General features: G+C 33.4%; 21 protein-coding genes. 13 read left to right on the forward strand and 8 right to left on the reverse strand.

The window, feature by feature from the left end:
- Positions 1-3 precede the first annotated feature (3 nt).
- From AC3VJB_RS07500 to kynU, 3 genes are read right to left on the reverse strand one after another with little or no spacing between them, the layout of a single operon-like run.
- Complete coding sequence (locus AC3VJB_RS07500; RefSeq protein ID WP_173360686.1) at positions 4-1,401, reverse strand: FAD-dependent oxidoreductase; 1,398 nt, start codon at positions 1,399-1,401, stop codon at positions 4-6.
- A complete protein-coding gene (locus AC3VJB_RS07505) occupies positions 1,394-2,593 on the reverse strand; it encodes a S41 family peptidase (RefSeq protein WP_497666967.1) in 1,200 nt (399 codons plus the stop codon). The genes AC3VJB_RS07500 and AC3VJB_RS07505 overlap by 8 nt, the downstream gene beginning before the upstream one ends.
- Positions 2,594-3,853, reverse strand: coding sequence for a kynureninase (gene kynU / locus AC3VJB_RS07510; protein WP_497666968.1), 1,260 nt, complete (start codon positions 3,851-3,853; stop codon positions 2,594-2,596).
- 148 nt (positions 3,854-4,001) lie between these two features.
- Here kynU and AC3VJB_RS07515 point away from each other — a divergent pair, with 148 nt between their 5' ends.
- Genes AC3VJB_RS07515 through AC3VJB_RS07525 form a run of 3 tightly spaced genes read left to right on the forward strand, consistent with a single transcriptional unit; the run spans position 4,002 to position 5,861 of the window.
- Complete coding sequence (locus AC3VJB_RS07515; RefSeq protein ID WP_497666969.1) at positions 4,002-4,778, forward strand: IclR family transcriptional regulator; 777 nt, start codon at positions 4,002-4,004, stop codon at positions 4,776-4,778.
- Positions 4,779-4,782: 4 nt separating this feature from the next.
- Positions 4,783-5,349 carry a Crp/Fnr family transcriptional regulator gene (locus tag AC3VJB_RS07520; RefSeq protein WP_173360690.1) on the forward strand — a complete coding sequence of 189 codons (567 nt, stop codon included), beginning with the start codon at positions 4,783-4,785 and terminating at the stop codon, positions 5,347-5,349.
- Positions 5,350-5,408: 59 nt separating this feature from the next.
- Positions 5,409-5,861, forward strand: coding sequence for a DoxX family protein (locus AC3VJB_RS07525; RefSeq protein WP_159615672.1), 453 nt, complete (start codon positions 5,409-5,411; stop codon positions 5,859-5,861).
- 69 nt (positions 5,862-5,930) lie between these two features.
- Here the strand turns inward: AC3VJB_RS07525 and serA are convergent, their stop codons facing one another.
- Both serA and AC3VJB_RS07535 read right to left on the reverse strand, forming a co-directional pair.
- Positions 5,931-7,823 carry a phosphoglycerate dehydrogenase gene (gene serA, locus AC3VJB_RS07530; protein WP_497666970.1) on the reverse strand — a complete coding sequence of 631 codons (1,893 nt, stop codon included), beginning with the start codon at positions 7,821-7,823 and terminating at the stop codon, positions 5,931-5,933.
- 169 nt (positions 7,824-7,992) lie between these two features.
- Positions 7,993-8,802 carry a UbiA prenyltransferase family protein gene (locus AC3VJB_RS07535; RefSeq protein ID WP_497666971.1) on the reverse strand — a complete coding sequence of 270 codons (810 nt, stop codon included), beginning with the start codon at positions 8,800-8,802 and terminating at the stop codon, positions 7,993-7,995.
- Between the two features lie 131 nt (positions 8,803-8,933).
- Here AC3VJB_RS07535 and gcvP point away from each other — a divergent pair, with 131 nt between their 5' ends.
- Positions 8,934-11,789 (forward strand): aminomethyl-transferring glycine dehydrogenase, encoded by a 2,856-nt coding sequence (gene gcvP, locus AC3VJB_RS07540; RefSeq protein ID WP_497666972.1) that lies wholly within the window; start codon positions 8,934-8,936, stop codon positions 11,787-11,789.
- Between the two features lie 50 nt (positions 11,790-11,839).
- Here the strand turns inward: gcvP and AC3VJB_RS07545 are convergent, their stop codons facing one another.
- Complete coding sequence (locus AC3VJB_RS07545; protein WP_047789357.1) at positions 11,840-12,127, reverse strand: hypothetical protein; 288 nt, start codon at positions 12,125-12,127, stop codon at positions 11,840-11,842.
- 845 nt (positions 12,128-12,972) lie between these two features.
- On the opposite strand from AC3VJB_RS07545, the gene AC3VJB_RS07550 reads away from it, so the two are divergent.
- Positions 12,973-13,842, forward strand: coding sequence for a zinc-dependent peptidase (locus tag AC3VJB_RS07550; protein ID WP_497666973.1), 870 nt, complete (start codon positions 12,973-12,975; stop codon positions 13,840-13,842).
- A gap of 314 nt (positions 13,843-14,156) precedes the next feature.
- Here the strand turns inward: AC3VJB_RS07550 and AC3VJB_RS07555 are convergent, their stop codons facing one another.
- The gene (locus tag AC3VJB_RS07555) at positions 14,157-15,788 is read right to left on the reverse strand and encodes an ABC-F family ATP-binding cassette domain-containing protein (RefSeq protein WP_073181369.1); all 1,632 of its coding nucleotides are present in this window, start codon (positions 15,786-15,788) and stop codon (positions 14,157-14,159) included.
- Between the two features lie 340 nt (positions 15,789-16,128).
- On the opposite strand from AC3VJB_RS07555, the gene AC3VJB_RS07560 reads away from it, so the two are divergent.
- The 8 genes from AC3VJB_RS07560 (at position 16,129) to AC3VJB_RS07595 (ending at position 23,372) form a co-directional block, all read left to right on the forward strand.
- Positions 16,129-16,737, forward strand: a complete 609-nt coding sequence (locus AC3VJB_RS07560) for a hypothetical protein (RefSeq protein ID WP_497666974.1) — start codon at positions 16,129-16,131, stop codon at positions 16,735-16,737.
- A gap of 210 nt (positions 16,738-16,947) precedes the next feature.
- Positions 16,948-18,864: an AAA family ATPase gene (locus AC3VJB_RS07565; RefSeq protein ID WP_497666975.1), complete on the forward strand. Its 1,917-nt coding sequence runs from the start codon at positions 16,948-16,950 to the stop codon at positions 18,862-18,864.
- Between the two features lie 158 nt (positions 18,865-19,022).
- Positions 19,023-19,367, forward strand: coding sequence for a hypothetical protein (locus AC3VJB_RS07570; RefSeq protein WP_497666976.1), 345 nt, complete (start codon positions 19,023-19,025; stop codon positions 19,365-19,367).
- Positions 19,360-19,782: a hypothetical protein gene (locus AC3VJB_RS07575; protein WP_497666977.1), complete on the forward strand. Its 423-nt coding sequence runs from the start codon at positions 19,360-19,362 to the stop codon at positions 19,780-19,782. The genes AC3VJB_RS07570 and AC3VJB_RS07575 overlap by 8 nt, the downstream gene beginning before the upstream one ends.
- Before the next feature lie 158 nt (positions 19,783-19,940).
- Positions 19,941-20,708 (forward strand): YwqG family protein, encoded by a 768-nt coding sequence (locus tag AC3VJB_RS07580; protein ID WP_047789360.1) that lies wholly within the window; start codon positions 19,941-19,943, stop codon positions 20,706-20,708.
- A 218-nt stretch (positions 20,709-20,926) separates the two neighbouring features.
- On the forward strand, positions 20,927-21,787 hold the full coding sequence (locus AC3VJB_RS07585; protein ID WP_047789361.1) for a helix-turn-helix domain-containing protein: 861 nt from the start codon (positions 20,927-20,929) through the stop codon (positions 21,785-21,787).
- Between the two features lie 80 nt (positions 21,788-21,867).
- Positions 21,868-22,758 carry a DMT family transporter gene (locus tag AC3VJB_RS07590; RefSeq protein ID WP_253679843.1) on the forward strand — a complete coding sequence of 297 codons (891 nt, stop codon included), beginning with the start codon at positions 21,868-21,870 and terminating at the stop codon, positions 22,756-22,758.
- Positions 22,759-22,859: 101 nt separating this feature from the next.
- The gene (locus AC3VJB_RS07595; protein ID WP_073181375.1) at positions 22,860-23,372 is read left to right on the forward strand and encodes a hypothetical protein; all 513 of its coding nucleotides are present in this window, start codon (positions 22,860-22,862) and stop codon (positions 23,370-23,372) included.
- Between the two features lie 84 nt (positions 23,373-23,456).
- Here the strand turns inward: AC3VJB_RS07595 and tssD are convergent, their stop codons facing one another.
- Entirely contained in the window at positions 23,457-23,714 is a 258-nt protein-coding gene (gene tssD / locus AC3VJB_RS07600; RefSeq protein ID WP_437822839.1) for a type VI secretion system tube protein TssD, read from the reverse strand.
- Positions 23,715-23,779 lie beyond the last annotated feature (65 nt).

Below are 23,779 nucleotides of genomic sequence, written 5' to 3' on the forward strand. Positions count from 1 at the left end.
CAACTATCTAAATCCAGCAATTTTATCTTCTTCTAAAATTTCGTTGGTTTCTTCTTGCACCTTTTTTAATACCTCATTCAAATCGGTGATTGCATCTAAATCATGATGAGCCACCATATTTAACAGAGCTTTATCTTGCGCACGTCCTTTTTTCATCGCTTCTGCATACGGAATCTCTTCATTAAAAGTTACCATAGAATACTTTGAAAAATATTCTGTTGGAAACGTCTTCTCTAAGTCCATTTCTAACTTCCTCTTTTGCTTAAATAATGGATTTGCTACATGATCACGCATTTCGTAAAAATTATCGATAGCTAAATCAGCAATCGCATCAGTATCTTCTTTACGTGCTTTTTCATACGCTTTAAAAGTAGCTTGCCAATCTCCTTCGTGCGTATCTAGAATCGTATCAAATACCGTTACATCTTCAAACGAAGCATTCATCCCCTGTCCATAAAACGGAACAATCGCATGTGCTGCATCTCCCATTAACAAGGTTTTATTTTGATAATGCCAAGGTGAGCATTTTACTGTTCCTAAAGCCCCAGTCGGATTGTTAATAAACTCATCTTTAATACTTGGTATCAACGCTAAGGCATCTGAAAATTCTTTTTCAAAAAACTCAGTTATCTTTTCTTCGGAAGTTAAGTTGTTGAAATTGTATTCTCCTTCGTCGTAACTTAAAAACAAGGTTACCGTAAAACTTCCATCTAAATTTGGCAATGCGATTAACATGTACTCTCCACGAGGCCAAATATGTAAATGATCTTTACTTATTTGGTGTTTCCCTGACTTGTCTGCAGGAATTTCTAATTCCTTGTATCCATGTGTCAAGAAATTCTGCGAATAGCTAAACAAGAATTTTCTTTCTAAATAGTAGCTTTTCCTCAATGCAGATCCTGCACCATCTGTTCCAAAAATCACATCTCCATCTACTGAAAACTCTTCCTTCGTATTGTAGTTTTTAAAATGCGCCACGGTATTTTCAATATCAACCGAAGTACACTCTGTATTAAAATGAATGCTTACATTTTCGTGTGCTTCCGCTTCGTTTAATAAGATTCCGTTTAAGTCTCCTCTCGAAATAGAGTTGATATATTCTCCTTCTCTACCTGAATAATTAGAAGCAAACGTATTCCCTTCTCTATCGTGCATTAAACGTCCGTACATCGGAATACAAATTTCACGCGCTTTTTCTTCTACACCACATAAACGAAGTGCTTTAAAACCACGATCAGATAATGCTAAGTTGATAGAACGTCCTGCTGAAATATCGGTAACTCGTAAATCTGGACGACTTTCATACATTGCTACCTTATAGCCTCTTTGTGCTAAACGAAGTGCTAATAAACTTCCGCATAAACCAGCACCTATGATTACTATGTTGTCTTTTTTACTCATTTAGTATTTTAATCGCTTTTTTATATGTTTCTTCACTTGATTTAGTGTGAACTTCAGGTATAAATTCCTCTCTTGGTGTGCCATTTACATGAAACAGTTTTTCAACAGGAAAACATAAATTGATCTTAGTATTTGGTAACCTATCACATTCAATAGCTCCTAACAATTTTGCCATCTCAGTCCCTACTACTGTTGCCGATTTTATGTTATCAAAACCTTGTGCTATTGCTTCTCCTACACTTCCTGTCCACCTTCCTGCTAATACAATAACTGGTTTTTTATATGGATTTTTTAAAGGTGTTAATAACTCAATCCAACTTCTTTTTATACCAAACTCTCTTTCTAAACTTACTTTTTCATGTTTTTGATATGGAATTGTTTCCGATATAAACTTTCCCATAATACTTTTTGCTACTTCGGCATTACCTCCACTTGGTGTATCTCTTAAATCTACAATTATCGCTTTGGTATCTCTAAACTCATCTACCTTTTTAGGAAAAGCTTTAATTACCTCATTGTTTCCTAAAGAATTATTTAGCTTTATATACCCTATATTTCCTTTTATAATTCTTGAACTTAAAGTTCCGTTTTCTTTTTTTGAAGCTGTAGGTTTGTTTAGTTTATATTGTTTTTCTTTTCCATTTTCTAGTACTAGAATCACTCTTTCTTCATTATGCTTTCCAGCAAACCACAAATTCGCAAAAAACTCTTTTACATCGTCTTTTGGGTTTTTAAAAGATTTTGGCAATACTTCTTCTACTAAATCTTCAATTTTACGATTGTTAATACTAAGTAATTCACCTCCAACTTTTAATCCTGTTTCCTCAATTTCAAAACCCGACCTAATGTCAGCTATGTAATATTTTCCATCTTTTATTTTTACCCATGCATCAGTTGATGTTGGAATTAGTCGAAATGAAGATTTTAAATTTCGGTTAATCCCCGTATGAGGGTCGTATAGTTCGTACGTTATACTCTCTATTAACCTAATAAACTGAGAATCATCCGAAACATTTTCTACCTCTTTTTGATAAATCTTTTTTACCTCATCCCAATTTGTTTGTTTTTGATCAAAGTAAGCGTAGAATCCATCAAACATACTCCACAAATAATCAAAATCTTTTTGATACTTAGTTTGAGCTATACTACTAAAACTACATAGAACTAAAACAACAACAACTACTTTTTTCATTTATAGCAATGTTTTTAAAATTTCAACCATTCTGTATACATCTTCAAAACTGTTATACATTGGCACTGGTGCACAACGAATTACATCAGGTTCTCTCCAGTCGGTTATAATATTATTTTCGGTTAGTTTTTTGTGTAAACTTTTATCTGCATTCCTTACTTGGATAGATAATTGACAGCCTCTTTCTTTCGGATTCGATGGCGTAATTATTTTAATTCTATCGGTATCAATCTGATTAATTAGATATTCAAAATAGCCCGTTAATTTTTCCGATTTAGCTCTTAACGCTTCCATTCCTACCTCTTCAAACATATCTAATGAAGCTCTAATTGCTGCCATCGATAAAATAGGAGGATTTGATAACTGCCAACCTTCTGCTCCTGGCATTACATCAAAGGGTTGACGCATGTTAAAACGAGTTTCTTTGTTATGGTTCCACCAACCTGCAAAACGAGGTAACTCTTTATTATGTGCATGTTTTTCATGTACAAACAATCCTGCTAAACTTCCAGGACCCGAATTTAAATACTTATAGGTACACCAAGCTGCAAAATCAACTCCGCTATCATGTAATTCTGGCGAAATGTTTCCCGCACCGTGTGCTAAGTCAATCCCTACCATACAGTTTTTAGCATGTCCTATTTCTGCAATACGTTTGATATCTAAATACTGTCCTGTATAATAATTTACTCCTCCAATCAACAACAAGGCTATTTCATCACCTTGCTCATCTACTATTTTCTCTAAATCTTCAATACGCAATAATTCTTCTCCTTCACGAGGTTTCCATTCTATCAGTCCTTCTTCTGTATCAAATCCATGGAATTTTAATTGCGATTGTACTGCATATCTATCCGAAGGAAAAGCATCACTTTCTATAACGATTTTATACTTTGTTTTACTCGGTTGATAGAACGACACCATTAACAAATGTAAGTTGGTCGTAAGCGTGTTCATCACCACTACTTCAATTGGTTTAGCTCCCACTATTTTTGCCATTGAATTGGTTAAAAACTCATGATATGGCATCCATGGGTTTCGAGCTTCAAAATGACCTTCTACTCCATATTTTGCCCAATCGTCTAATTCTTGTTGAATGTATTGTTGTGTTTGTTTTGGTTGCAACCCAAGAGAGTTTCCTGTAAAATACAACCAATCATTCCCTTTTGCATCTTTAGGAATATGAAACTGTGCTCTTAAGTGTGCTAATTTATCTTCTTTATCTTGTTGCTGTGCGTAATCAAGTGTTGGTTTGTACATACTTATCTTTATTTCTAAAAACCATTTCAAAACACTAAAGATACTTCATTTTTGATTCTAAATAAAAAACTAAAGTGTTTCATATAATAAAACGTTGTTTCATAAATCTACATAACTTTATTATATTAGTCAATAATTTTCCAAAAAAATGAAGCTAGATTCCAAAAGTTTAAATCAATCCATCATCAAAGCATTTACGGTTTTAGATGCTTTTACCAGTAATAAAAAAGAATGGGGTGTTAGAGAACTAGCTGCTAAAACAGGCCATAACAAAAGTACCGTATACCGATTACTAAGTACTTTAGTTTCGTTGAATGTTGTACAACAGAATGATAATGAGAAATACCAACTGGGCAGTAAGTTGTTTGAATTAGGCAATCGAGTTTCAATATACAAATCACTAAGAAATTTAACTAATGAACCTACACAAAAGGTAGCTTTAGAAATTCAAGAAACGGTTTTATTGGGTATTTTAAAAGAGCAGCAAGTGCTACACATTAATAAAGCTGATAGTTTACAAGGACTTAAAATAAGTACTTCTATAGGTTCTTATGCTCCCATTAATGGAAGTGCTATTGGAAAATTATTACTAGCTTTTGCTTCACCAGAAATACAAGAAGACTTTCTAGATTCGGTTACTCTAAGACCTTTTACCAAAAACACCATCACCTCTACTTCAAAACTCAAAGAAGAATTACTACTAATTCAACAACAAAAATTTGCATTAGACATAGAAGAATCAGAATTAGGCTTGGTATGTATTGCTATTCCAATTTATAATAACAAAGGAAAAGTGATTGCTGGAATCAGTGCTTCTGGACCTTTAAGTAGGTTTAAAATGGAGAACGTAACAAGTTATATTCAAATTTTACAGAAAGGAGCCAATATCATAGAACAGAATTTAAGTGACTTTGATAGTTTATAAAATTATGAAACAAATAAAAACACTCTTACAATCTTTTGCTGACATCTCTGAAAAGGATTCTAACTATTTTTGCTCTAAACTCCAAAAAGTGACACTTCAGAAGAAAGAAATTGTATTAACCAAAGGAACCACTGAAAACTATCTTTCTTTTGTTGAAACAGGAATTTTAAGGTTATTCATTCCTAAAATTGAAAATGATGTAACATTTGGTTTTGTTTTTAAAAACAGCTTTATCAGTGCTTATGACTCTTTTTTAGCACAAACTCCTTCTGAATATAGTATTGAAACGTTAACCCCTACTATTTTATGGAGATTATCTTTTAATGATTTAGAAGACATTTATCAAAACACCTCCATTGGCAATGAAGTAGGAAGGAAAAACGCGGAGAATTTATTTTTACTAAAATCGAAACGAGAACTTTCTCTTTTAAACAATACACCTGAAGAAAGATACCTCAACCTTTTTCAAGAAAGACCTGAATTAATCCAACACATTCCATTAAAATACATAGCATCTTATATTGGAATAACTCCACAAGCACTGAGTAGAATTAGAAAACGAATTTATTAACCCAAGTTCATTGACTCCTTCTTAAAGTTTCTTCAATTTTGGATAAAACTTTTTAGGCAATGAAACCATTATTTATTTTACTTCTAACTTTTATAGTTTCTATAGGAATACAAAGACTTATTTCTAAAAACATTAACTACCTGCTTTCTGCCAGAATAGCCATGTGCACTATGCTATTGTTTACTGCATTAGGGCATTTTCTATTTACTGATGGCATGAGTAAAATGATTCCAAATTTTATTCCTTTAAAGCCAACTTTAGTATTAGCAACAGGAATTTTAGAAATTATATTAGCTATAGGCTTATTATTACCAGTTTACCAGAAAACAACTGCTTGGATTCTTATCTTTTTCTTACTACTTATGCTCCCTGCAAACATAAAAGCTAGTTTAGAAAACTTGAATTATCAAACGGGAACTTATAACGGAAAAGGACTTTCTTATTTGTGGTTTAGAATCCCATTACAACTCTTTTTTATTGCTTGGGTTTACTTTTCCACCTTAAAGAAATAACTACAAACAAAAACAAGGTCTACATTTTACTGCAAACCTCGAATAGTAAAAATTACATAGAATACGTTTTTAATACAGTACTCTAAATTTAATTGTTCCTTCAACTTTTTTAAGCTTTGTTATTACTTCTTGATTATATTCTTTATCAACATCAGTAATTACATACCCTACTTTTTCATCTGTAGAAAGATATTGTCCTGTAATATTCAATTCATATTTTGCTAATACCTTATTAATCTTTGCCATTATTCCAGGTACATTTTTATGAATATGTAAAAAACGATGTGCATTTTTATGCTTAGGTAAACGAATATTTGGGAAATTAACCGCATCAACCGTATTCCCTGAATTGATATACGCCATAATTTTGTTCGGAACAAAATCAGCAATATCTCTTTGAGCTTCTTCTGTACTACCTCCCACATGTGGAGTTAAAATCACATTATCTAATCCTTTTAACTCAGTATAAAACTCACCATTTTTTCTTGGCTCTTCAGGATACACATCTACAGCAGCACCTGCAAGTTTACCTGATTTCAACGCATCCACCAATGCTTCAATGTCTACTACAAATCCGCGAGAAAGGTTTACCAAATGCGCTCCATCTTTCATTTCAGCTAACTCTTCCTTTCCTATATAGTTTTTGTTTGCTGAATTATCATCTACATGCAAGGTTACCACATCAGAAATATTCAACAACTCTTTTAATGTATCTAATCTTGTTGCGTTCCCTAAAGCTAATTTATCTTCAACATCATAATAGTACACGTCCATTCCTAAAGCTTCTGCCAATACAGATAATTGTTTTCCTATGTTTCCGTATCCAACAATTCCTAACTTTTTACCACGCACCTCTCTTGAACCTTGTGCTGTTTTATTCCATTGACCGTTGTGAATTTCTGTACTTCTTTGAAACACACTACGCATCAACATAATGATTTCTCCAATTGCTAATTCTACTACCGAACGAGTGTTACTATATGGTGCATTAAAAACTACTACTCCATTTTCTTTACATGCTTCTAAATCGATTTGCTTCGTTCCAATACAAAAAGCAGAAACCACCATTAATTTTTCAGCAGCTTCAATTACTTTACGAGTTACTTGTGTTTTAGAACGGATTCCTAACACATGAACATCTTTTAATTTTTCAATCAATTCATCTTCCGATAAACTTCTTGAAACAGTTTCTACAGAAAATCCATCACCTGTCAACTTTGTAAAAGCATCAGGGTGCACGTTTTCTAATAATAATATTTTAATTCTGTTCTTTGGGTATGATAGGTTTCTAGGCAATTTGTTAACGTATAAAAATTCATCTAAATTTGGAGTAATATGGTCGGCATTTGCTATTGTCTTATCTCTCGACACATTTTCTGTATAAGCAAAAAAAGTATCAGCAACACCTGCTTCTTTGGTAACAGCATCACTATAACCATCTCCAATTACTTGTACTTCACCTTCTAAATTTAAGGATTTTAAACAATCTATCTTTCCATTATGTTTAGATAATGGATTTTGGGTATCAAATCCAACAATAACTCCATCTTTGTCAAACTCAAAAGTATTTGCGAATACTCTTTCCGACGGAATGTTATACTCAGCAACGATAGGGTCTATAAATTCTTTAAAACCAGCTGATATCACATAAATATCATCAGAAAAGCTTTCAAAAAACTCTTTATTTCTTTCTATGGAAGGAGATACTTTCTGTTTTAACTCCTCTATTAATAAAGGTAAATCAGATTTTTTAGCACTTAATAACCGAATACGTTTTTCTAAGGATTCCGTAAAGGACATTTCTCCATCAATTCCTTGATTGGTAATGCGGGTTACTTCTTGAATAACCTCTTCTTTTTTCGGACTCCCATTTAAGGTGATTTCGGCTAAAACATCTAATGCTTCCACACTGGTAAGTGTGCTATCGAAATCGAAAACGAAATTTCGTTTTACTAAATTCATGTTACTTAATTTGTATTTTTGTTGTTGTGTTGTTAAGCCAACGAATGTACAAAGGTTTTCTTAAAAACACATATTACAAAACCCTTTAGTTTCAGTTTTTAACTATAAAAAACACGCTGCTTACAAGCTATTACTTTTCAAGTTTCAATACCTGCTAAAAGCTTCAATCTTAAACTAACAAAAATAACAACCAAAAAATGGGAATTGCCTCAACCCAAAAAGAACTGTAGTATTTAGACTGATTTACTCTTGCTCTCATCAATAAAATTAACAATATGGAAAACACCAATAAAAAAGCTGTACGATATTGAGTATTCGGACTAATCATAAACTCCAACACCAAACACACCCCAAGCAAAACAACCCCAAACTTTTTAGTATTTTCTAAACCTATTTTTTTAGGAATTGTTTGTAAAGAAATAGCATCGTATTGCACATCTCTAATATCAAAAGGAAGGATTAATATTATTACCAACAAAAAACGCTGTATTAGACACAAGTACACCTTAGTTGTGAAAGAAATTTCACTAGCATATATTGGCAATAACACCGTAGTTACTGCCCATACCAAGGCCACTACTATTATTTTTAAATAGCCAATACTTCGTAAGTTTTTTTGGAATCCACTTAAAAAAGGCACTGCATATAAAAAAGTTAAAACCCCTAAAGGCACGAAAAACAATAAAGTTCTTAAAGGTAGTAACCATGCATAATAACACATTAGCAAGAAACAAATCAACGAAAATATTTGAATGATTTGCAAGTTTTTAGTCAAACTTCGATGATGGAGTTTCGCTACTCCTGCATATTTAACGAAATTATACCCAGTAATTGTGGCAAAAAACACAAAAAAACCGAGTGATTCATCAGACGAAAAACCAAAGTATAATTCCGTAATTATAAACAAAGAAATCACCGATAAGGCTACATGGATACTAGAATTTATATAAAAATCAAGTACTTTTTTAAAAAGGTTCATCTAACAAAAATAACTTTTCTGTTTATAACCAGCTGTTTTGGTTAATAAAATATTGTTTTTAACAAAAAAATATGTAGTATCAAATCAACCAATTTCACTATTTTTGAGGCACGAAAAACAACAACACAATAATGAACACAAATTCATTTCAACTTAGGCATATAGGTCCTCGTGTTAAAGATCAGGACCAAATGCTTCAAACAATTGGCATTGAGAGTTTAGACCAATTGATTTATGAAACTATTCCCGACGATATTCGTTTACAAAAAGAGCTTGATTTAGCCCCTGCAATGAGCGAATATGAATACCTAAATCACATTAACGAATTAGGTGCAAAAAACAAAGTTTTTAAAAGCTATATAGGTTTAGGATATCACGAAGCTATTTTACCTAGTGTTATCCAACGTAATATTTTAGAAAACCCAGGATGGTATACTGCGTATACCCCTTACCAAGCTGAAATAGCACAAGGACGTTTAGAAGCCTTGTTAAATTACCAAACTATGATTTGTGATTTAACAGGAATGGAATTAGCTAACGCTTCATTATTAGATGAAAGTACTGCAGCTGCAGAAGCCATGGCTTTATTATTTGATGTTCGTGAAAGAGCACAAAAAAAAGCAAGCGTAAACAAGTTCTTTGTTTCAGAAGAAATTTTACCACAAACCTTATCGGTATTACAAACACGTGCTATTCCTATCGGAATTGAATTAGTTGTTGGTAACCACGAAGAGTTTAACTTCTCAGAAGAGTTCTTTGGTGCTATCGTACAATATCCTAGTAAGCACGGACAAGTATATGATTATACTGACTTCGTTGCTAACTGTAACGCAAATAACATTAAAGTAGCGGTTGCTGCTGATATTTTATCATTAGTAAAGTTAAAAGCTCCTGCTGAATTTGGTGCTGACGTTGTCGTAGGTACTACACAACGTTTTGGTATTCCTTTAGGATATGGAGGACCTCACGCTGGATATTTTGCTACTAAAGAAGCTTACAAGCGTAGTATACCTGGTCGTATTATTGGAGTTACCAAAGATGTTGATGGTGGTCGTGCGTTACGTATGGCATTACAAACGCGTGAGCAACACATTAAACGTGAAAAAGCAACTTCAAACATTTGTACTGCACAAGTATTATTAGCGGTTATGGCAGGTATGTATGCTGTATACCACGGTAAAAATGGTTTACAATACATTGCAGATCGTGTACACACGAGCACTACAACTCTAGCAAAAGCGTTAAACGATTTAGGTTTCAAACAAAAGAATAGTGCTTATTTCGATACTATTTTAGTGGAAGTTGAAGCTGACAAGTTACGTCCAGTAGCAGAAGCAAACGGAATCAACTTTAACTACATCGATGCAGAGCATATTTCAATCTCTGTAAACGAAACAGTAGGTTTAAAGGAAATCAATGAAATTGTTGATTGTTTTGAACAAGCATTCAATATCAAAGATATTTTAGTTACTGAATTTACTTCAACAGATGTAATTCCTGCAGACGTAAAAAGAGCTACTTCTTTCTTAGATAACGAAATATTTAACACGTATCAATCAGAAACTGACATGATGCGTTATATCAAAAAATTAGAACGTAAAGATTTAGCATTAAATCACTCAATGATTTCTTTAGGGTCTTGTACCATGAAGTTAAATGCTGCTTCTGAAATGTTACCATTGAGTAATCCTCAATGGGGAAATATTCACCCATTTGCTCCATTAAACCAAGCAGAAGGATACCAAATTATGTTAGATAACCTTGAAAACCAATTAAACGTTATTACTGGTTTTGCAGGTACTTCTTTACAACCTAACTCTGGTGCGCAAGGTGAATTTGCCGGATTAATGACTATTAGAGCCTATCACGAAGCAAATGGAGATACCCACAGAAACATCTGTTTAATTCCTGCATCAGCTCACGGAACGAACCCTGCATCTGCTGTTATGGCGGGTATGAAAGTGGTGGTTACCAAAACTGATGAAAGAGGAAACATCGATGTAGAAGATTTACGTGCTAAAGCTGAAAAACACGCTGATAATTTAGCTGCTTTAATGGTAACCTACCCATCTACTCACGGAGTATTTGAAAAGGCGATTAAAGAAATTACGCAAATTATTCACGATAATGGTGGACAAGTATATATGGACGGTGCAAACATGAACGCACAGGTAGGATTAACAAATCCTGCAACTATTGGTGCCGATGTTTGTCACTTAAACCTACATAAAACATTTGCGATTCCTCACGGTGGTGGTGGACCAGGTGTTGGACCAATTTGTGTGGCTCCTCAATTAGTTCCATTTTTACCTACCAACCCTGTAATAGCAACTGGTGGTAACAATGCCATTACGGCTATTTCAGCAGCTCCTTGGGGTTCTGCATTGGTATGTTTAATCTCTTACGGATACATTACCATGTTAGGTGCTGACGGGTTAACAAACTCTACTAAGAACGCTATTTTAAACGCAAACTATATTAAAGAGCGTTTAAGCGGACATTATAGCACTTTATATACTGGTGAAATGAACCGTGCTGCTCACGAAATGATTTTAGACTGTCGTGAGTTTAAACAAAACGGAATTGAAGTTACTGACATTGCGAAACGTTTAATGGACTACGGATTCCACGCGCCTACGGTATCTTTCCCTGTAGCGGGTACAATTATGGTAGAGCCAACCGAATCGGAAGGTGTCGCTGAATTAGACCGTTTTTGTGATGCGTTAATCTCTATTAGAAAAGAGATTGCCGAAGCGAGTAAAGAAAATCCTAACAACCCGCTTAAAAATGCACCACATACGCAAGAAATGTTAACTGCTGATGAGTGGGATTTACCATACTCTCGTAAACAAGCAGCATTTCCTTTAGATTATATTGCAGACAATAAGTTTTGGCCTTCAGTACGCCGTGTAGACGATGCTTTTGGTGACCGTAATTTAATTTGTTCTTGTAATCCTATTGAAGATTATATGGAAGCAGAAGCTTAATAAATATAACACCTATAAAAAAGACCTCGAAATTTCGAGGTCTTTTTTATTTATGCAACTCTTACAATTCTTTCTAATGGAATAATAGTAGATTCTTTTAAAATTACCGAGGCATCAGTAATACCCCAAACGGTTGTTTCTACTCTCTTTAAACCATCCACATCCATAAAAAATATTTTTACCTTTTCTCTTTCTAAATTTCCTAAAGACAAAGCCCGCTGTAAATCTAAAATACGATTTACTATTGCTTTCTTTTTGTTTAACACCTCTTCTTTTGGAAATTTCAAGAACTTGATCTGTTCTTTTGCTACAGTTATAAAACCTGTTTTTGTAGTCATATTATTGGGGAATTTAAGGTTACTACTTTATAAAATTAAGATTTAAGTTATAGAACTAAAATCTCATTGCCAATGTATACATTTCGAACTTCATTTACAAACAATACAACAAAACAATATAAAATTTAACATTTACACAAAATAAGGAGTTGATTTTTAACAAACACTCAATAAAACCAATATTAAACTACAAAACACTCAAAAACAGAAACTTAAATATTATTACTAAAGAAGATTGTTTCGTTTCCCTCACAATAATTATAAATAAAACGTCATTACGAAGGAGGTTATGACTGAAGTAATCTCTCCATCAACTAGCAGATTGCTTCGTTCTACTCGCAATGACGAAACATACCGTCATCTCGAACTGAAGCAACGCGGAATGTGAGAGATCTTAAGAATAGAAGTTACTCTCTTCATGAGATTCCTCACATCCGTTTGGAATGACGTTAAGTTAATTGTAATAATATGTCATTTCGAAGGAGGTACGACTGAAGTAATCTCTCCATCAACTAGCAGATTGCTTCGTTCTACTCGCAATGACGAAACATACCGTCATCTCGAACTGAAGCAACGCGGAATGTGAGAGATCTTAAGAATAGAAGTTACTCTCTTCATGAGATTCCTCACATCCGTTTGGAATGACGTTAAGTTAATTAGAATGACCATACCTAAACGTCATAGCGAGGAGGCTCATTGAGCGAAGTCGAAATGAACAACGTGGCTATCTTTTACTCGGTACACGATATACAGATTGCTTCATTCCATTCGCAATGACGCTTGTACTCTACCCTATTTTTATATATTTGAAAAAAAAATTACTAGTAGTCTCAATGCTATTTTAAATGACTTATTTATCTATAATTATACTCGTAGGTATTTTTCTTGTATTCAAAAAAAGCACCTCAACACCAAAGTGGAAACAACCTACAACTCCTTTTCCAAACAAATGGAAAGTTATTTTAACTAAAAAAGTCGCTTTTTACAACGCACTCACTCCTGATGAAAAAGAATTGTTTGAATTCAAAGTTTTTGAATTCATGTTAAATCATGAAGTTATTGGTGTTGATGTTACAGTTACGATTATGGACAAACTTCTGATAGCTTCTAGTGCTGTAATTCCTATTTTTAATTTTCCTGAATGGCGTTATCCTAATATCAAAGAAATTATTTTATACCCTGCTATGTTCAACGAGCATTTTGAAACCGAAGGAGACAACCGAAGAATTTTAGGAATGGTAGGTAACGGATATTTAGAAGGAAAAATGGTTTTATCGAAACCTGCTTTACATCTAGGTTTTGAGAATGAAACCGATAAAAAGAATACCGCTATCCATGAGTTTGTACATTTAATTGATAAACTAGATGGTAATATTGACGGAGTACCACATGTATTATTAGAAAAGCAATACAGTATTCCGTGGGTAGACTTAATCAACAAAAAGATTGAAGAAATATATAACGACGCTTCTGATATCAATCCGTATGGCGGAACTAACAAAGCAGAATTTTTCTCAGTAGCTAGTGAATACTTTTTTGAGCGTCCGAAGTTATTAGCTAGAAAACATCCTGAGCTTTATGCGTTGCTAGAGCAAATCTTTAAACAAGATATGGACGACATGAACCTGCATTTAAAACGCCTTGATATTTCCAGAAACGATCCTTGTCCTTGTGATAGTGGAGTGAAGTATAAAAAGTGTTGTGGAGTGAACTAAACCGTCTTCTCTACTCGTCATTACGAAGGAGGTACGACTGAAGTAATCTCTCCATCGACTAGCAGATTGCTTCGTTCCACTCGCAATGACGATAACTTAGACGTCATTTCGACAGAGCGATTTTATGAGCGACGAGAAATCTCAACAATGGGAGTTACTCACATGAATAAGATTTCTCGTTATCACTCGAAATGACAGTAATCGAGACGTCATAGTAAGGAGGCTCATTGAGCGAAGTCGAAATGAACGACTTGGCTATCTTTTACTCGGTACACGATATACAGATTGCTTCGTTCCACTCGCAATGACGTTTTTTACAGGTCAATCTCCTTTAACGCTTTGATGTTGTTACGTTCTAAGAAAGCATCAATCGTTTCAAAATGTTCTATAACACGTTGGTCTTTAAATTCAAATACTTTTTGAGATAATCCTTGTAAGAAATCACGATCGTGAGATACTAAAATCAACGTTCCGTCGAAGTGCAATAAGGCTTCTTTGATTACCTCTTTCGATTTTAAATCTAAGTGGTTTGTAGGCTCATCTAAAATCAACACGTTTACAGGCTCTAGTAACAATTTCACCATTGCCAAACGTGTTTTCTCTCCTCCAGAAAGTACTTTTACTTTCTTTTCTAAATCATCGCCCGAGAACATAAAACGTCCTAATATATTTTTGATTTGTGTTCTAATGTCTCCTTCGGCAACCTCATCTACGGTTTGGAAAATTGTTAATTCAGGATCTAACAATGATGCTTGATTTTGAGCAAAATATCCTACTTTGGCGTTGTGTCCTAAACCACATTCACCTTCAAAATCAATTTCTCCCATAATTGCTTTAATCATGGTCGATTTTCCTTCTCCATTTCTTCCTACAAACGACACCTTTTCTCCACGAGCTATGGAAAAACTTGCGTCTTTAAATACGGTTAAGTCTCCGTATTGCTTCGTCAATCCTTCCACTTTTACAGGATAGTCTCCTGAACGTGGTGATGGTGGAAAACGCAGTTTTAATGCTGAAGTATCTACCTCATCTATTTCTACAGGAACTAATTTTTCTAACATTCGTTCACGCGAAGCTACTTGATTCGTTTTTGAATAGGTTCCTTTAAAACGTTCGATAAATGCTTTGGTATCTGCAATAAATTTTTGTTGTTCTTGGTAAGCTTTTAACTGATGTGCACGACGCTCTTTACGCAACTCTAAATAGTGTGAGTAGTTCGCTTTGTAATCGTGAATAGTCCCCATCGTTACTTCAATGGTTCGGTTGGTAATGTTATCGATAAATGCTTTATCGTGCGAAATTACTACTACCGCCTTGGCTTTGTTTAATAAGAAATTTTCCAACCAAATTACCGATTCGATATCTACGTGGTTGGTAGGCTCATCTAACAAAATTAAATCGGGTTTTTGTAATAAGATTTTCGCCAACTCAATACGCATACGCCAACCTCCACTAAACTCTGAGGTCGCTCTTTCAAAATCTTCTTGTTTAAATCCTAATCCTTTTAAAGCTTTTTCTACTTCTGCTTCGTAGTTTATTTCTTCTAACGCGTAGTACTTCTCCCCTAAATCTGATACGCGCTCGATGATTTTCATATAATCATCCGATTCGTAATCGGTACGGGTTTCTAATTGTTTGTTGAGGTCGTCCATTTCAGCTTTCATAGCAAAAATAGATGCAAATGCTTTCGACGCTTCTTCTTTTACCGTGCAATTGTCTTCCATTAACAAATGCTGAGGTAAGTAAGCGATTACGGTATCTTTCGGACTACGAACGCCTCCTTTAGTAGGTTTAGAAACTCCTGCTATAATTTTCATCATGGTGGATTTTCCTGCCCCATTTTTACCCATTAAGGCAATTTTATCGTTCTCGTTTATTACAAACGAAACGTCGCTAAACAAGGTGTTACCACTAAACTCAACCGTTAATTGATCTACCGTAATCATACAAATAATTTTAAGCGGCGAAATTAGCAAAAATGGTCTATACCTTTGATAAAATTTTGGTATAACCTGAGTTTTATAAATTAACTAAAATCAATAGGGTTCGTGTCGATAGCATGAGGTATGAGTAATGAGACATCTCAACAATAGGAGTTACTCACTTTAATAAGATTCCTCTTTTCAATCGAGATGATACTTTCAAGTAATCTTTAATAGTAAAAACCAATACTGTTTACACCTGCTTACTCATACTACAACTAACAAAATTCTACTTTTAAGCATTGGTTGGTAGCTTTTTCTTAAGCTCTTTTAATGTTTTCTCCGAGAGCTTTTATGAAATCTGTTGGGATTTAAGGCTACGGCTAGCACCGCTGTCAGCTTTTTTACGAGTGCTATTAATTTATCTATTGCCGTAGTATTAGCTCTCCATGCCGTAGTGTTAACGGAGCACGCCGTGATATCAGCGACCCGTGCCGTGGTGTTAACGGAGCATGCCGTGATATTAGCGACCCGTGCCGTAGTGTCTTCGGAGCATGCCGTGATATCAGCGACCCATGCCGCGGTGTCTTCGGAGCATGCCGTGATATTAGCGACCCATGCCGTGGTGTCTGCGGAGCATGCCGTGATATTAGCGACCCGTGCCGTAGTGTCTGCGGAGCATGCCGTGATATTAGCGACCCTTGCCGTGGTGTCTTCGGAGCATGCCGTGATATCAGCGACCCATGCCGCGGTGTCTGCGGAGCATGCCGTGATATCAGCGAACCGTGCCGCGGTATCTTCGGAGCATGCCGTGATATTAGCGAACCGTGCCGCGGTGTCTGCGGAGCATGCCGTGATATTAGCGAACCGTGCCGCGGTGTCTGCGGAGCATGCCGTGATATTAGCGACCCGTGCCGTGATATTAGCGACCCGTGTTATGGGAGTATTCAATAAAGTGTGTCAACTTGGTTAAAGTTCCTCCTATTACTCAAGAGGAAAGACACCCCTATTAGACTTCGTTTGTAATCCCGATAAAAAATTTGCACTTTTTTATCTTATTTCTTTATATTTGAAAGTGTTAATAAAATTGCTAAAAGTTCCGCATATCCTACCGTAAAAGGAATATATAAGTAATTTTATTACGCATATAAACTAGTTGGCAACAAGCTGAAAAACAAAGACTATGAAATTAATTAAAACAATAATACACAAATACAAATCTTTTGAATCAGACCAAGAATTTGACCTGAATAAAGACATAACGATTTTGGTTGGTATGAACGAATCAGGTAAAACATCTGCTTTAGAGGCAATTGCTAAAACCAACTATTTTCAAAAAGACGAACAATTTGAATTTAATCTAACTCACGACTACCCTAGAAAGGAAAAAAAGAAGATTGATAAAAGTGGAGAAAATCCAAAAGCAATAACTTGCACATATGAACTTGAAGATTGGTTAATAAACGAAATTAGTGATGATGTTGGAAAAGATGTACTAAAATCGACAACCTTTTCTGTTACAACAAAATACAAAACCTCGGGAAGAACAATAGGTAATCTTTCAGCAGACAAAAAGAAGTTTATTGAGCATAAAACAAAAGAACTCGGAGTATCAAGCAATGCTCTTACGGAAAAATTAGAAAAAGTAAAAACAGCTAAAGAGTTTGAAGAATTAGCAGCAACTTATAAGGATGAAAACTATGTAAGTGCTTTCAAAGGATTAAAAAAATACTTTGAATTTAAGCTTTCATTTGACAACCCAATTGAAGAATATATTTTTCGCAATTATTTGGACGTAAACCTTCCGAAATTTTTGTACTACGATGAATATTTCACTTTACCTTCTAGAATAAATATTGAAAAACTTGAAAGCAATCAGCTTCAAGAAAACGAATATAAAACTGCAAAAGCATTATTTGAATTAGCCGACATAAATACTACAGAACTTTTAAAGGCGGATGACTTTGAAGACTTTATAGCTGAACTTGAAGCAACAGAAGCAATAATTTCAGCAGAACTCTTCAAGTATTGGAAGTCAAATTCAAATCTTCATATAACTTTTCAATTAGACAAAAAAGAAGAAACTGACCAAAGAAATAATACTCGAATTGTTGAGCATATTTTAGATGTTCGTGTGAAAAGCAAAGGAGTATCATTACCATTAAAAAATAGAAGTAAAGGTTTTAATTGGTTTTTTTCATTTTTGGTTTGGTTTAAAAAAATACAAGAAGACAATACTTCTAACTACATACTTCTACTCGATGAACCAGGTTTAAATCTTCACGCTTCTGCTCAAGCGGATTTGTTAAGATTTCTTCAAGACTTGTCAGAAGACTATCAAATTATCTATACAACTCATTCGCCATTTATGATTTCACCTCAAAATTTGGATAGAGTTAGAACCGTACTCGAAACTGACAAAGGCTCTATAATTTCGGATAGTATTCAAGAAAAAGACCCAAACACTTTGTTTCCTTTACAAGCAGCGTTAGGTTATGACATCGCACAAAACTTATTCGTAAGTAAGAAAAATTTACTTGTGGAAGGTGTTTCGGATTTAATAATCTTAACCGCTTTATCGGCAATTCTTGAATCAGCAGGAAGAGAAGGAATTAGAGATGATATTACAATTGTTCCAACAGGAGGATTGGAGAAAGTTGCAACCTTTATTTCTTTATTAAGAGGTTCCAATCTAGAAATGGTTTGCTTATTGGATTCTTATACTGATGCGAAAGGGAAAGCAAAAATGGATAAAATGATAGCAGACAAAATAATTCATAAAAGTAAAGTAAGGTTTTTTGACGAGTTCCTAGACAGTCATACAAAAGCAGACCTTGAAGATTTGTTCGTTAAAACTGATTATTTAAAACTTTTCAATTTAGCTCATTCAGAATATACAGATATTAAAGAAACAGACCTAAATACTAGTATTAATCAAATTATTATTCAGATTAACAAACATATTTCAAAAGACCGTTTTAATCATTACAGACCTGCAAATGAATTGGCTAAATTAGGTGTGGATAAAGATTTTTTTGAAAAAGAGACATTGGATAATTTTGAAAAAGTATTTAAAGAAATTAATAAACTATTCGAGTAAAAGCCAGTTGCCAACAATGGCTATAAGTAATTGCTTGTTCTCGCCTACTTCTGAAAATCCTCGCGGATTTTCAGTTTGGTGTGTACTTGCAAAGTTAATCGCTAACCCACGCAACTACTCATAGCCGAGACCGTTGGCAATAATGTAAAGAAGATAACATGGCAAAAAAAGCAATTTGGATATCATATGACCTTGGGATCAAAGGAGATTTTCCGGGACTTTATGCTTGGCTCGACAATAACGATGCAAAAGAAGCAGGAAACAGCATTGCATTCTTGAATTATGAATTCAATGGAACTGACGCAAAGCTTTTAAGCACATTAAAAAAGGACCTAGAGAAAAACGTAGCTTTTAAACCAGGTGATAGAATCTACGTAGTTCGAGCGAGACTTGATAAAGGAATCCACAAAATCAGCGGAAAGTTTATAATTGGAAACAGGCGAGCTTCACCTTGGGAAGGTTATGGACAGAAAGACACTGATATAACGGACGGAGATGAATAACATAATAGTTGATTCGGGTTTTTGGTACGCTCTATATGACCAACGCGACCAATATCATGTAGAAGCAAATGAACTTGCTGAATATCTTGAATTGGGAAATATAGTGATGCCTTTTCCAACACTCTATGAGTCAATCAACACACGCTTTACAAAAAGAAGCGATTGGATGAAGGAGTTTGAAAGACTCTTAGGATTAAATAATGTTCAAATAATCGATGATACTGAGTACAAAGATTTCGCATTGAATCATTCGTTTGAGACCACTTTACTGTTTAATAGACCGATAAGCCTAGTTGACTCAGTTATCAGGGCGATGCTAGACGACAATAAATTGAAAATCGACTATCTGCTAAGTTTCAATATTGGAGACTTTATAGACGTCTGTCAAAGACGAAACATTGAGATTATGAAATAAAAACACTATTGCCAACAATGGCTAAGAAAACATAGGGCAGATAAGGCTTACAGAAAGGTTCGCTCATTTAACAAACTTTGATTTCGGTGGAAAGTGAATCGCTTCGAAAGCCCTACGTTTCTTAGCCTAGACCGTTGTGCACAATAAAAGAAACATCAATGATTCCTGACTTTATAAAGAAATTTGAGTTCGATTTAAAAAAGTACGAACGAGAATTCGTGCGCATAAATGCAAAGCCAAGAGAAGAAAAGCTTCTTGAAGATAATTTAGATTTGAAAGACAGCAAATTTCTAGGAAGTCCATTCTTTCCAAGAGATAAAGAATATCCAAAAGATGGAAATGGAAAACCTATGGTAATGGTTGCTCAACTGAATTTTGAACAAATTCCACAAATTACACCTTTCCCTGCAAACGGAATTCTTCAACTATTCTTATCAGCAACGGATTGGTATGAAGAAGATTATGCTATCATTTATCATTCACTTGAAGAGCTAAGTAAAGAACCGATAAGCGATTTTTCGTTCATTAATGAAAAGGATTATGATGAAATGCCTGTTTATAAACTTCATCAACTGTCATTTGAAAAAGGAATTGATAAAGGAGGTTCAGAGGATTCTCAATTCGATTATCTTTTTGATGGAGGTGACTATTGGGATTTTAATGAAAGTTTGAATGAGGAACAAGAGAAATTATTTGGAGAATATTTTAATGCAATGGGACATAAAATTGGAGGGTATGCGGAATTTACTCAGTCTGACCCAAGAGATTACAATGTTGACCAAAAAAATGATATACAAGTTTTACAAATAGATGTCGATGACCATATAATGTTTGGAGACAGTGGACTTGGACATGTTTTTATAAGCGAAGAGAATCTAATTAAAAAGAATTTTTCAAAAGCCTATTTTTACTGGGATTGCTGTTAAAAATTACTGTATACAACAGGGTGTATAAAACATACCTAACAAGTACTAAACCGAAAAGGTTGTGCTTATTTACTAAGACTCCAAAATTTTTAAATTTGGCTTTAAAAATAAAAAAAAGTAAAAAGTTTTGGCTAAGTGCTTAATCAAAAATTAATCGTTTTTCAATCCCGCACTAACCATAGCTGAGATCGTTGTGCACAATTATAAAAGATTATTTAATGATAAAAAAAGAGTTTGAAAAATTACTTAAAAAGTATGATAAAAAAATTATAATAGACAAAATTATTGATGGTAGATACCAAACCTTAAATAATGATGGAACATCATTACATCGACATATTTTTTATCAAATTGTCTGGATTGAAAGTGGTTCTGGAGTTCATGTAATAGAGGATAAAAAATATATTTTTACAGGTGGGACTATTTTTCTTTTAGCACCTTATTATTTACACAAAATAACATATAACAAAGATGTTCAAGGTTATGTTGTTAGTTTTTGCGATAGTTTATTAGACCGTTTTCAAAATAAATCTACTCTACTGTTTCACAACATTAATCAAGCTTATGTCAAAATACCGAGTGAAGAAATTAAAATATTTAATAATGAATTCAATCTTTTAAATCATTATTTTAATAAGAACCAAAACAGTACTATCACAATTTTACAGGATTATTTACATATACTACTCACTAAAATAAAGGGATTTAAAAGCTTTACAGAAATAGAAGACTTGGATAATGATGTGAAAATATTAGAACAATTTGTACAATTGGTTAGAACACAATATAAAGAACAAAAAAAATTGGCTTTCTATATTAGGCAATTGGCTACTTCTCAAAAAAAACTGAATCAAATACTTAAAAAGAATACTGGGCTAACATCAGCTAAATTTCTAGAAACCTATATATTAAATGAAGCAGCAAGAATGTTACGTTACAGTAACTTAAGTGTTAAAGAAATTGTAGGAGAACTTGGTTACTCTGAAAGCTCTTATTTTATAAAAGCGTTTAAAAAACACTTTGAAAAAACACCTATAACTTATAGAAAATTTTCTAAATTAAATTTGAATTCCAAATAGTACCATACTAATCCTAAATAGTCCTATTAGATTATAATTAGAAAATAGAAGTTTGTGCACTCTAATAAAAGTAAACTTCTATGAATAAATCTTTCATCTATATTATAGTCTGTGTATTTTTATGGGCATTGATACCTGTTGTATCTAAATTAGGACAAAATGAATTAGATAACCATCAATTTCTTTTTTGGTCAAGTCTATCTTCTTTACTGTTTTTTTTTGGTATTACCCTTTATAAAAAAAGCCTTCAAAAACTATATTATATTGCAAAAATCAAATGGTTGCAAGCTATTTGTTTAGGTTTTTTAGGCACCTATCTGTATTATGTATTATTATATTTTGGTTATGCTAATGCACCAGGAATGGAGGTGTTAATTGTTCAATATTCTTGGCCTATTTTAATTGTTTTACTATCCCTCATTCTTTTGAAAGAAAAACTAACAATGTTTAAAACAATATCTATTCTCTTGGGGTTTATAGGTGTTTTCTTAGTTCTCACAAAAGGGGATTTTGAACAATTAAAATTTGAAAATATAAATATCGACTTAATAGTATTTACAGGAGCATTTGTTTTTGCATTGTTTTCTGTGTTAAGTAAAAAAATAAAAATGGATGATATACTATTATTAACCATTTACTTTTTAACAGCTAGTTTCGCTTCTTTTCTATCAATGAACTTTTATTCTGAATTTAAGATTCCTAATTTAAATACTGTTATACCAATTCTAATTAATGGATTTTTAGTAAATGGTCTTTCGTATATATTTTGGATTAAAGCTCTTAAAATTGGAGAAGCTTCTCTTATAGCGCCATTTGTTTTTTTAACACCTGTTTTATCATCAATTTTTTTAATAATCTTTTTTAACGAGCCATTTTACATAGCATACTTAATTGGTATGTCTTGTGTTATACTTGGTGGTTTACTGAACTTAAAAAATAAAAATACTGTTCACAACAAAGAGCCGAGATAAAAACAATAAATTTTATACTTTTTGTTTTTAGTTTGACGTATACTTGCTTAATTTAATAGCTTCAAAGAAAAGAAAAACACCACTTAATATGACAAAACTATATGAAACAAATTATCTCTTTATTATTGATTTTAACGTTATTTAATTGCTCTTCAGTCAAGACAATTAAAACTGACATTGAAACACAGAATTGGATAAATAATCAGAACTTTACAATTGTTAAACCTAACAATTGGAGACCTATTAAACATCATGGTTATGTAGGTTATACCCCTCTTAAAAAAGGAGAAAATCATTTTAATAATTTAGTCTCTATTTTTCAATATCAACTAAAAGAAAAGCCGTCAACACTAAGTGAATTATTTTCTTTAATTCAAAAAAAAGAAACAAATACACCTCTTGAAGTAAGACTAGTTAAAAACAGTCAACTTGGTGATATCTATACTGTTATTACCGAATCAAATTGGAATGGACAAAACTATAAAAGATATAGTGTATATTTTGAACATAATAAGGAATATTATAATTACAATTATTCTTCTCTTAAAAATATTTATGACATTAATCTTAAAGAAGCTATGGCTATACTCCAAAGTATTAAATTTAAAAAGTAAAATACAACCAGGCGCGATAAATTAACGCATAAAAACCACTTAATAAACTATTTAAACACATAACAAACTCATGTTTTACTTACATTAATGAAGTTCCTTCTTCATTAACTTTAACAGTATTTGTCCCTTCTTTTCTGGTCTTTTATTATCTTTTCTATCGGCTATAATCCACTCAATAAAGGTATCATCATACATTTGTGATTCATAGGTAACTGTAAAAGCTCCTCCCATCAAGGCTGATGTAGGTTTACCGTTCCAATCAGTAAGTCTATTGTAATTTAAACTTGTAGAAAGTAATTCTCTTTCTTCATCACAAACAAAAAGTTTGGCTTTTATGTTCATTGATATTTTTTTTTGGGGGGGGGATAATACAATTTTTTTGCTGAAAAAATGGTACACCAAAAATA

The organism is Tenacibaculum sp. TB-53 (genome assembly GCF_059716285.2).

What these genes read in the sequence shown, in the direction of transcription:
- AC3VJB_RS07535 (WP_497666971.1), bottom strand. Translation starts at nt 8,802, where the DNA reads ATGAACCTTTTTAAAAAAGTACTTGATTTTTATATAAATTCTAGTATC.
- AC3VJB_RS07590 (WP_253679843.1), top strand. Translation starts at nt 21,868, where the DNA reads ATGAATAAATCTTTCATCTATATTATAGTCTGTGTATTTTTATGGGCA.
- gcvP (WP_497666972.1), top strand. Translation starts at nt 8,934, where the DNA reads ATGAACACAAATTCATTTCAACTTAGGCATATAGGTCCTCGTGTTAAA.
- AC3VJB_RS07580 (WP_047789360.1), top strand. Translation starts at nt 19,941, where the DNA reads ATGATTCCTGACTTTATAAAGAAATTTGAGTTCGATTTAAAAAAGTAC.
- AC3VJB_RS07570 (WP_497666976.1), top strand. Translation starts at nt 19,023, where the DNA reads ATGGCAAAAAAAGCAATTTGGATATCATATGACCTTGGGATCAAAGGA.
- AC3VJB_RS07520 (WP_173360690.1), top strand. Translation starts at nt 4,783, where the DNA reads ATGAAACAAATAAAAACACTCTTACAATCTTTTGCTGACATCTCTGAA.
- tssD (WP_437822839.1), bottom strand. Translation starts at nt 23,714, where the DNA reads ATGAACATAAAAGCCAAACTTTTTGTTTGTGATGAAGAAAGAGAATTA.
- AC3VJB_RS07595 (WP_073181375.1), top strand. Translation starts at nt 22,860, where the DNA reads ATGAAACAAATTATCTCTTTATTATTGATTTTAACGTTATTTAATTGC.
- AC3VJB_RS07555 (WP_073181369.1), bottom strand. Translation starts at nt 15,788, where the DNA reads ATGATTACGGTAGATCAATTAACGGTTGAGTTTAGTGGTAACACCTTG.
- AC3VJB_RS07515 (WP_497666969.1), top strand. Translation starts at nt 4,002, where the DNA reads ATGAAGCTAGATTCCAAAAGTTTAAATCAATCCATCATCAAAGCATTT.
- serA (WP_497666970.1), bottom strand. Translation starts at nt 7,823, where the DNA reads ATGAATTTAGTAAAACGAAATTTCGTTTTCGATTTCGATAGCACACTT.
- AC3VJB_RS07500 (WP_173360686.1), bottom strand. Translation starts at nt 1,401, where the DNA reads ATGAGTAAAAAAGACAACATAGTAATCATAGGTGCTGGTTTATGCGGA.
- AC3VJB_RS07525 (WP_159615672.1), top strand. Translation starts at nt 5,409, where the DNA reads ATGAAACCATTATTTATTTTACTTCTAACTTTTATAGTTTCTATAGGA.
- kynU (WP_497666968.1), bottom strand. Translation starts at nt 3,853, where the DNA reads ATGTACAAACCAACACTTGATTACGCACAGCAACAAGATAAAGAAGAT.
- AC3VJB_RS07505 (WP_497666967.1), bottom strand. Translation starts at nt 2,593, where the DNA reads ATGAAAAAAGTAGTTGTTGTTGTTTTAGTTCTATGTAGTTTTAGTAGT.
- AC3VJB_RS07565 (WP_497666975.1), top strand. Translation starts at nt 16,948, where the DNA reads ATGAAATTAATTAAAACAATAATACACAAATACAAATCTTTTGAATCA.
- AC3VJB_RS07550 (WP_497666973.1), top strand. Translation starts at nt 12,973, where the DNA reads ATGACTTATTTATCTATAATTATACTCGTAGGTATTTTTCTTGTATTC.
- AC3VJB_RS07575 (WP_497666977.1), top strand. Translation starts at nt 19,360, where the DNA reads ATGAATAACATAATAGTTGATTCGGGTTTTTGGTACGCTCTATATGAC.
- AC3VJB_RS07585 (WP_047789361.1), top strand. Translation starts at nt 20,927, where the DNA reads ATGATAAAAAAAGAGTTTGAAAAATTACTTAAAAAGTATGATAAAAAA.
- AC3VJB_RS07545 (WP_047789357.1), bottom strand. Translation starts at nt 12,127, where the DNA reads ATGACTACAAAAACAGGTTTTATAACTGTAGCAAAAGAACAGATCAAG.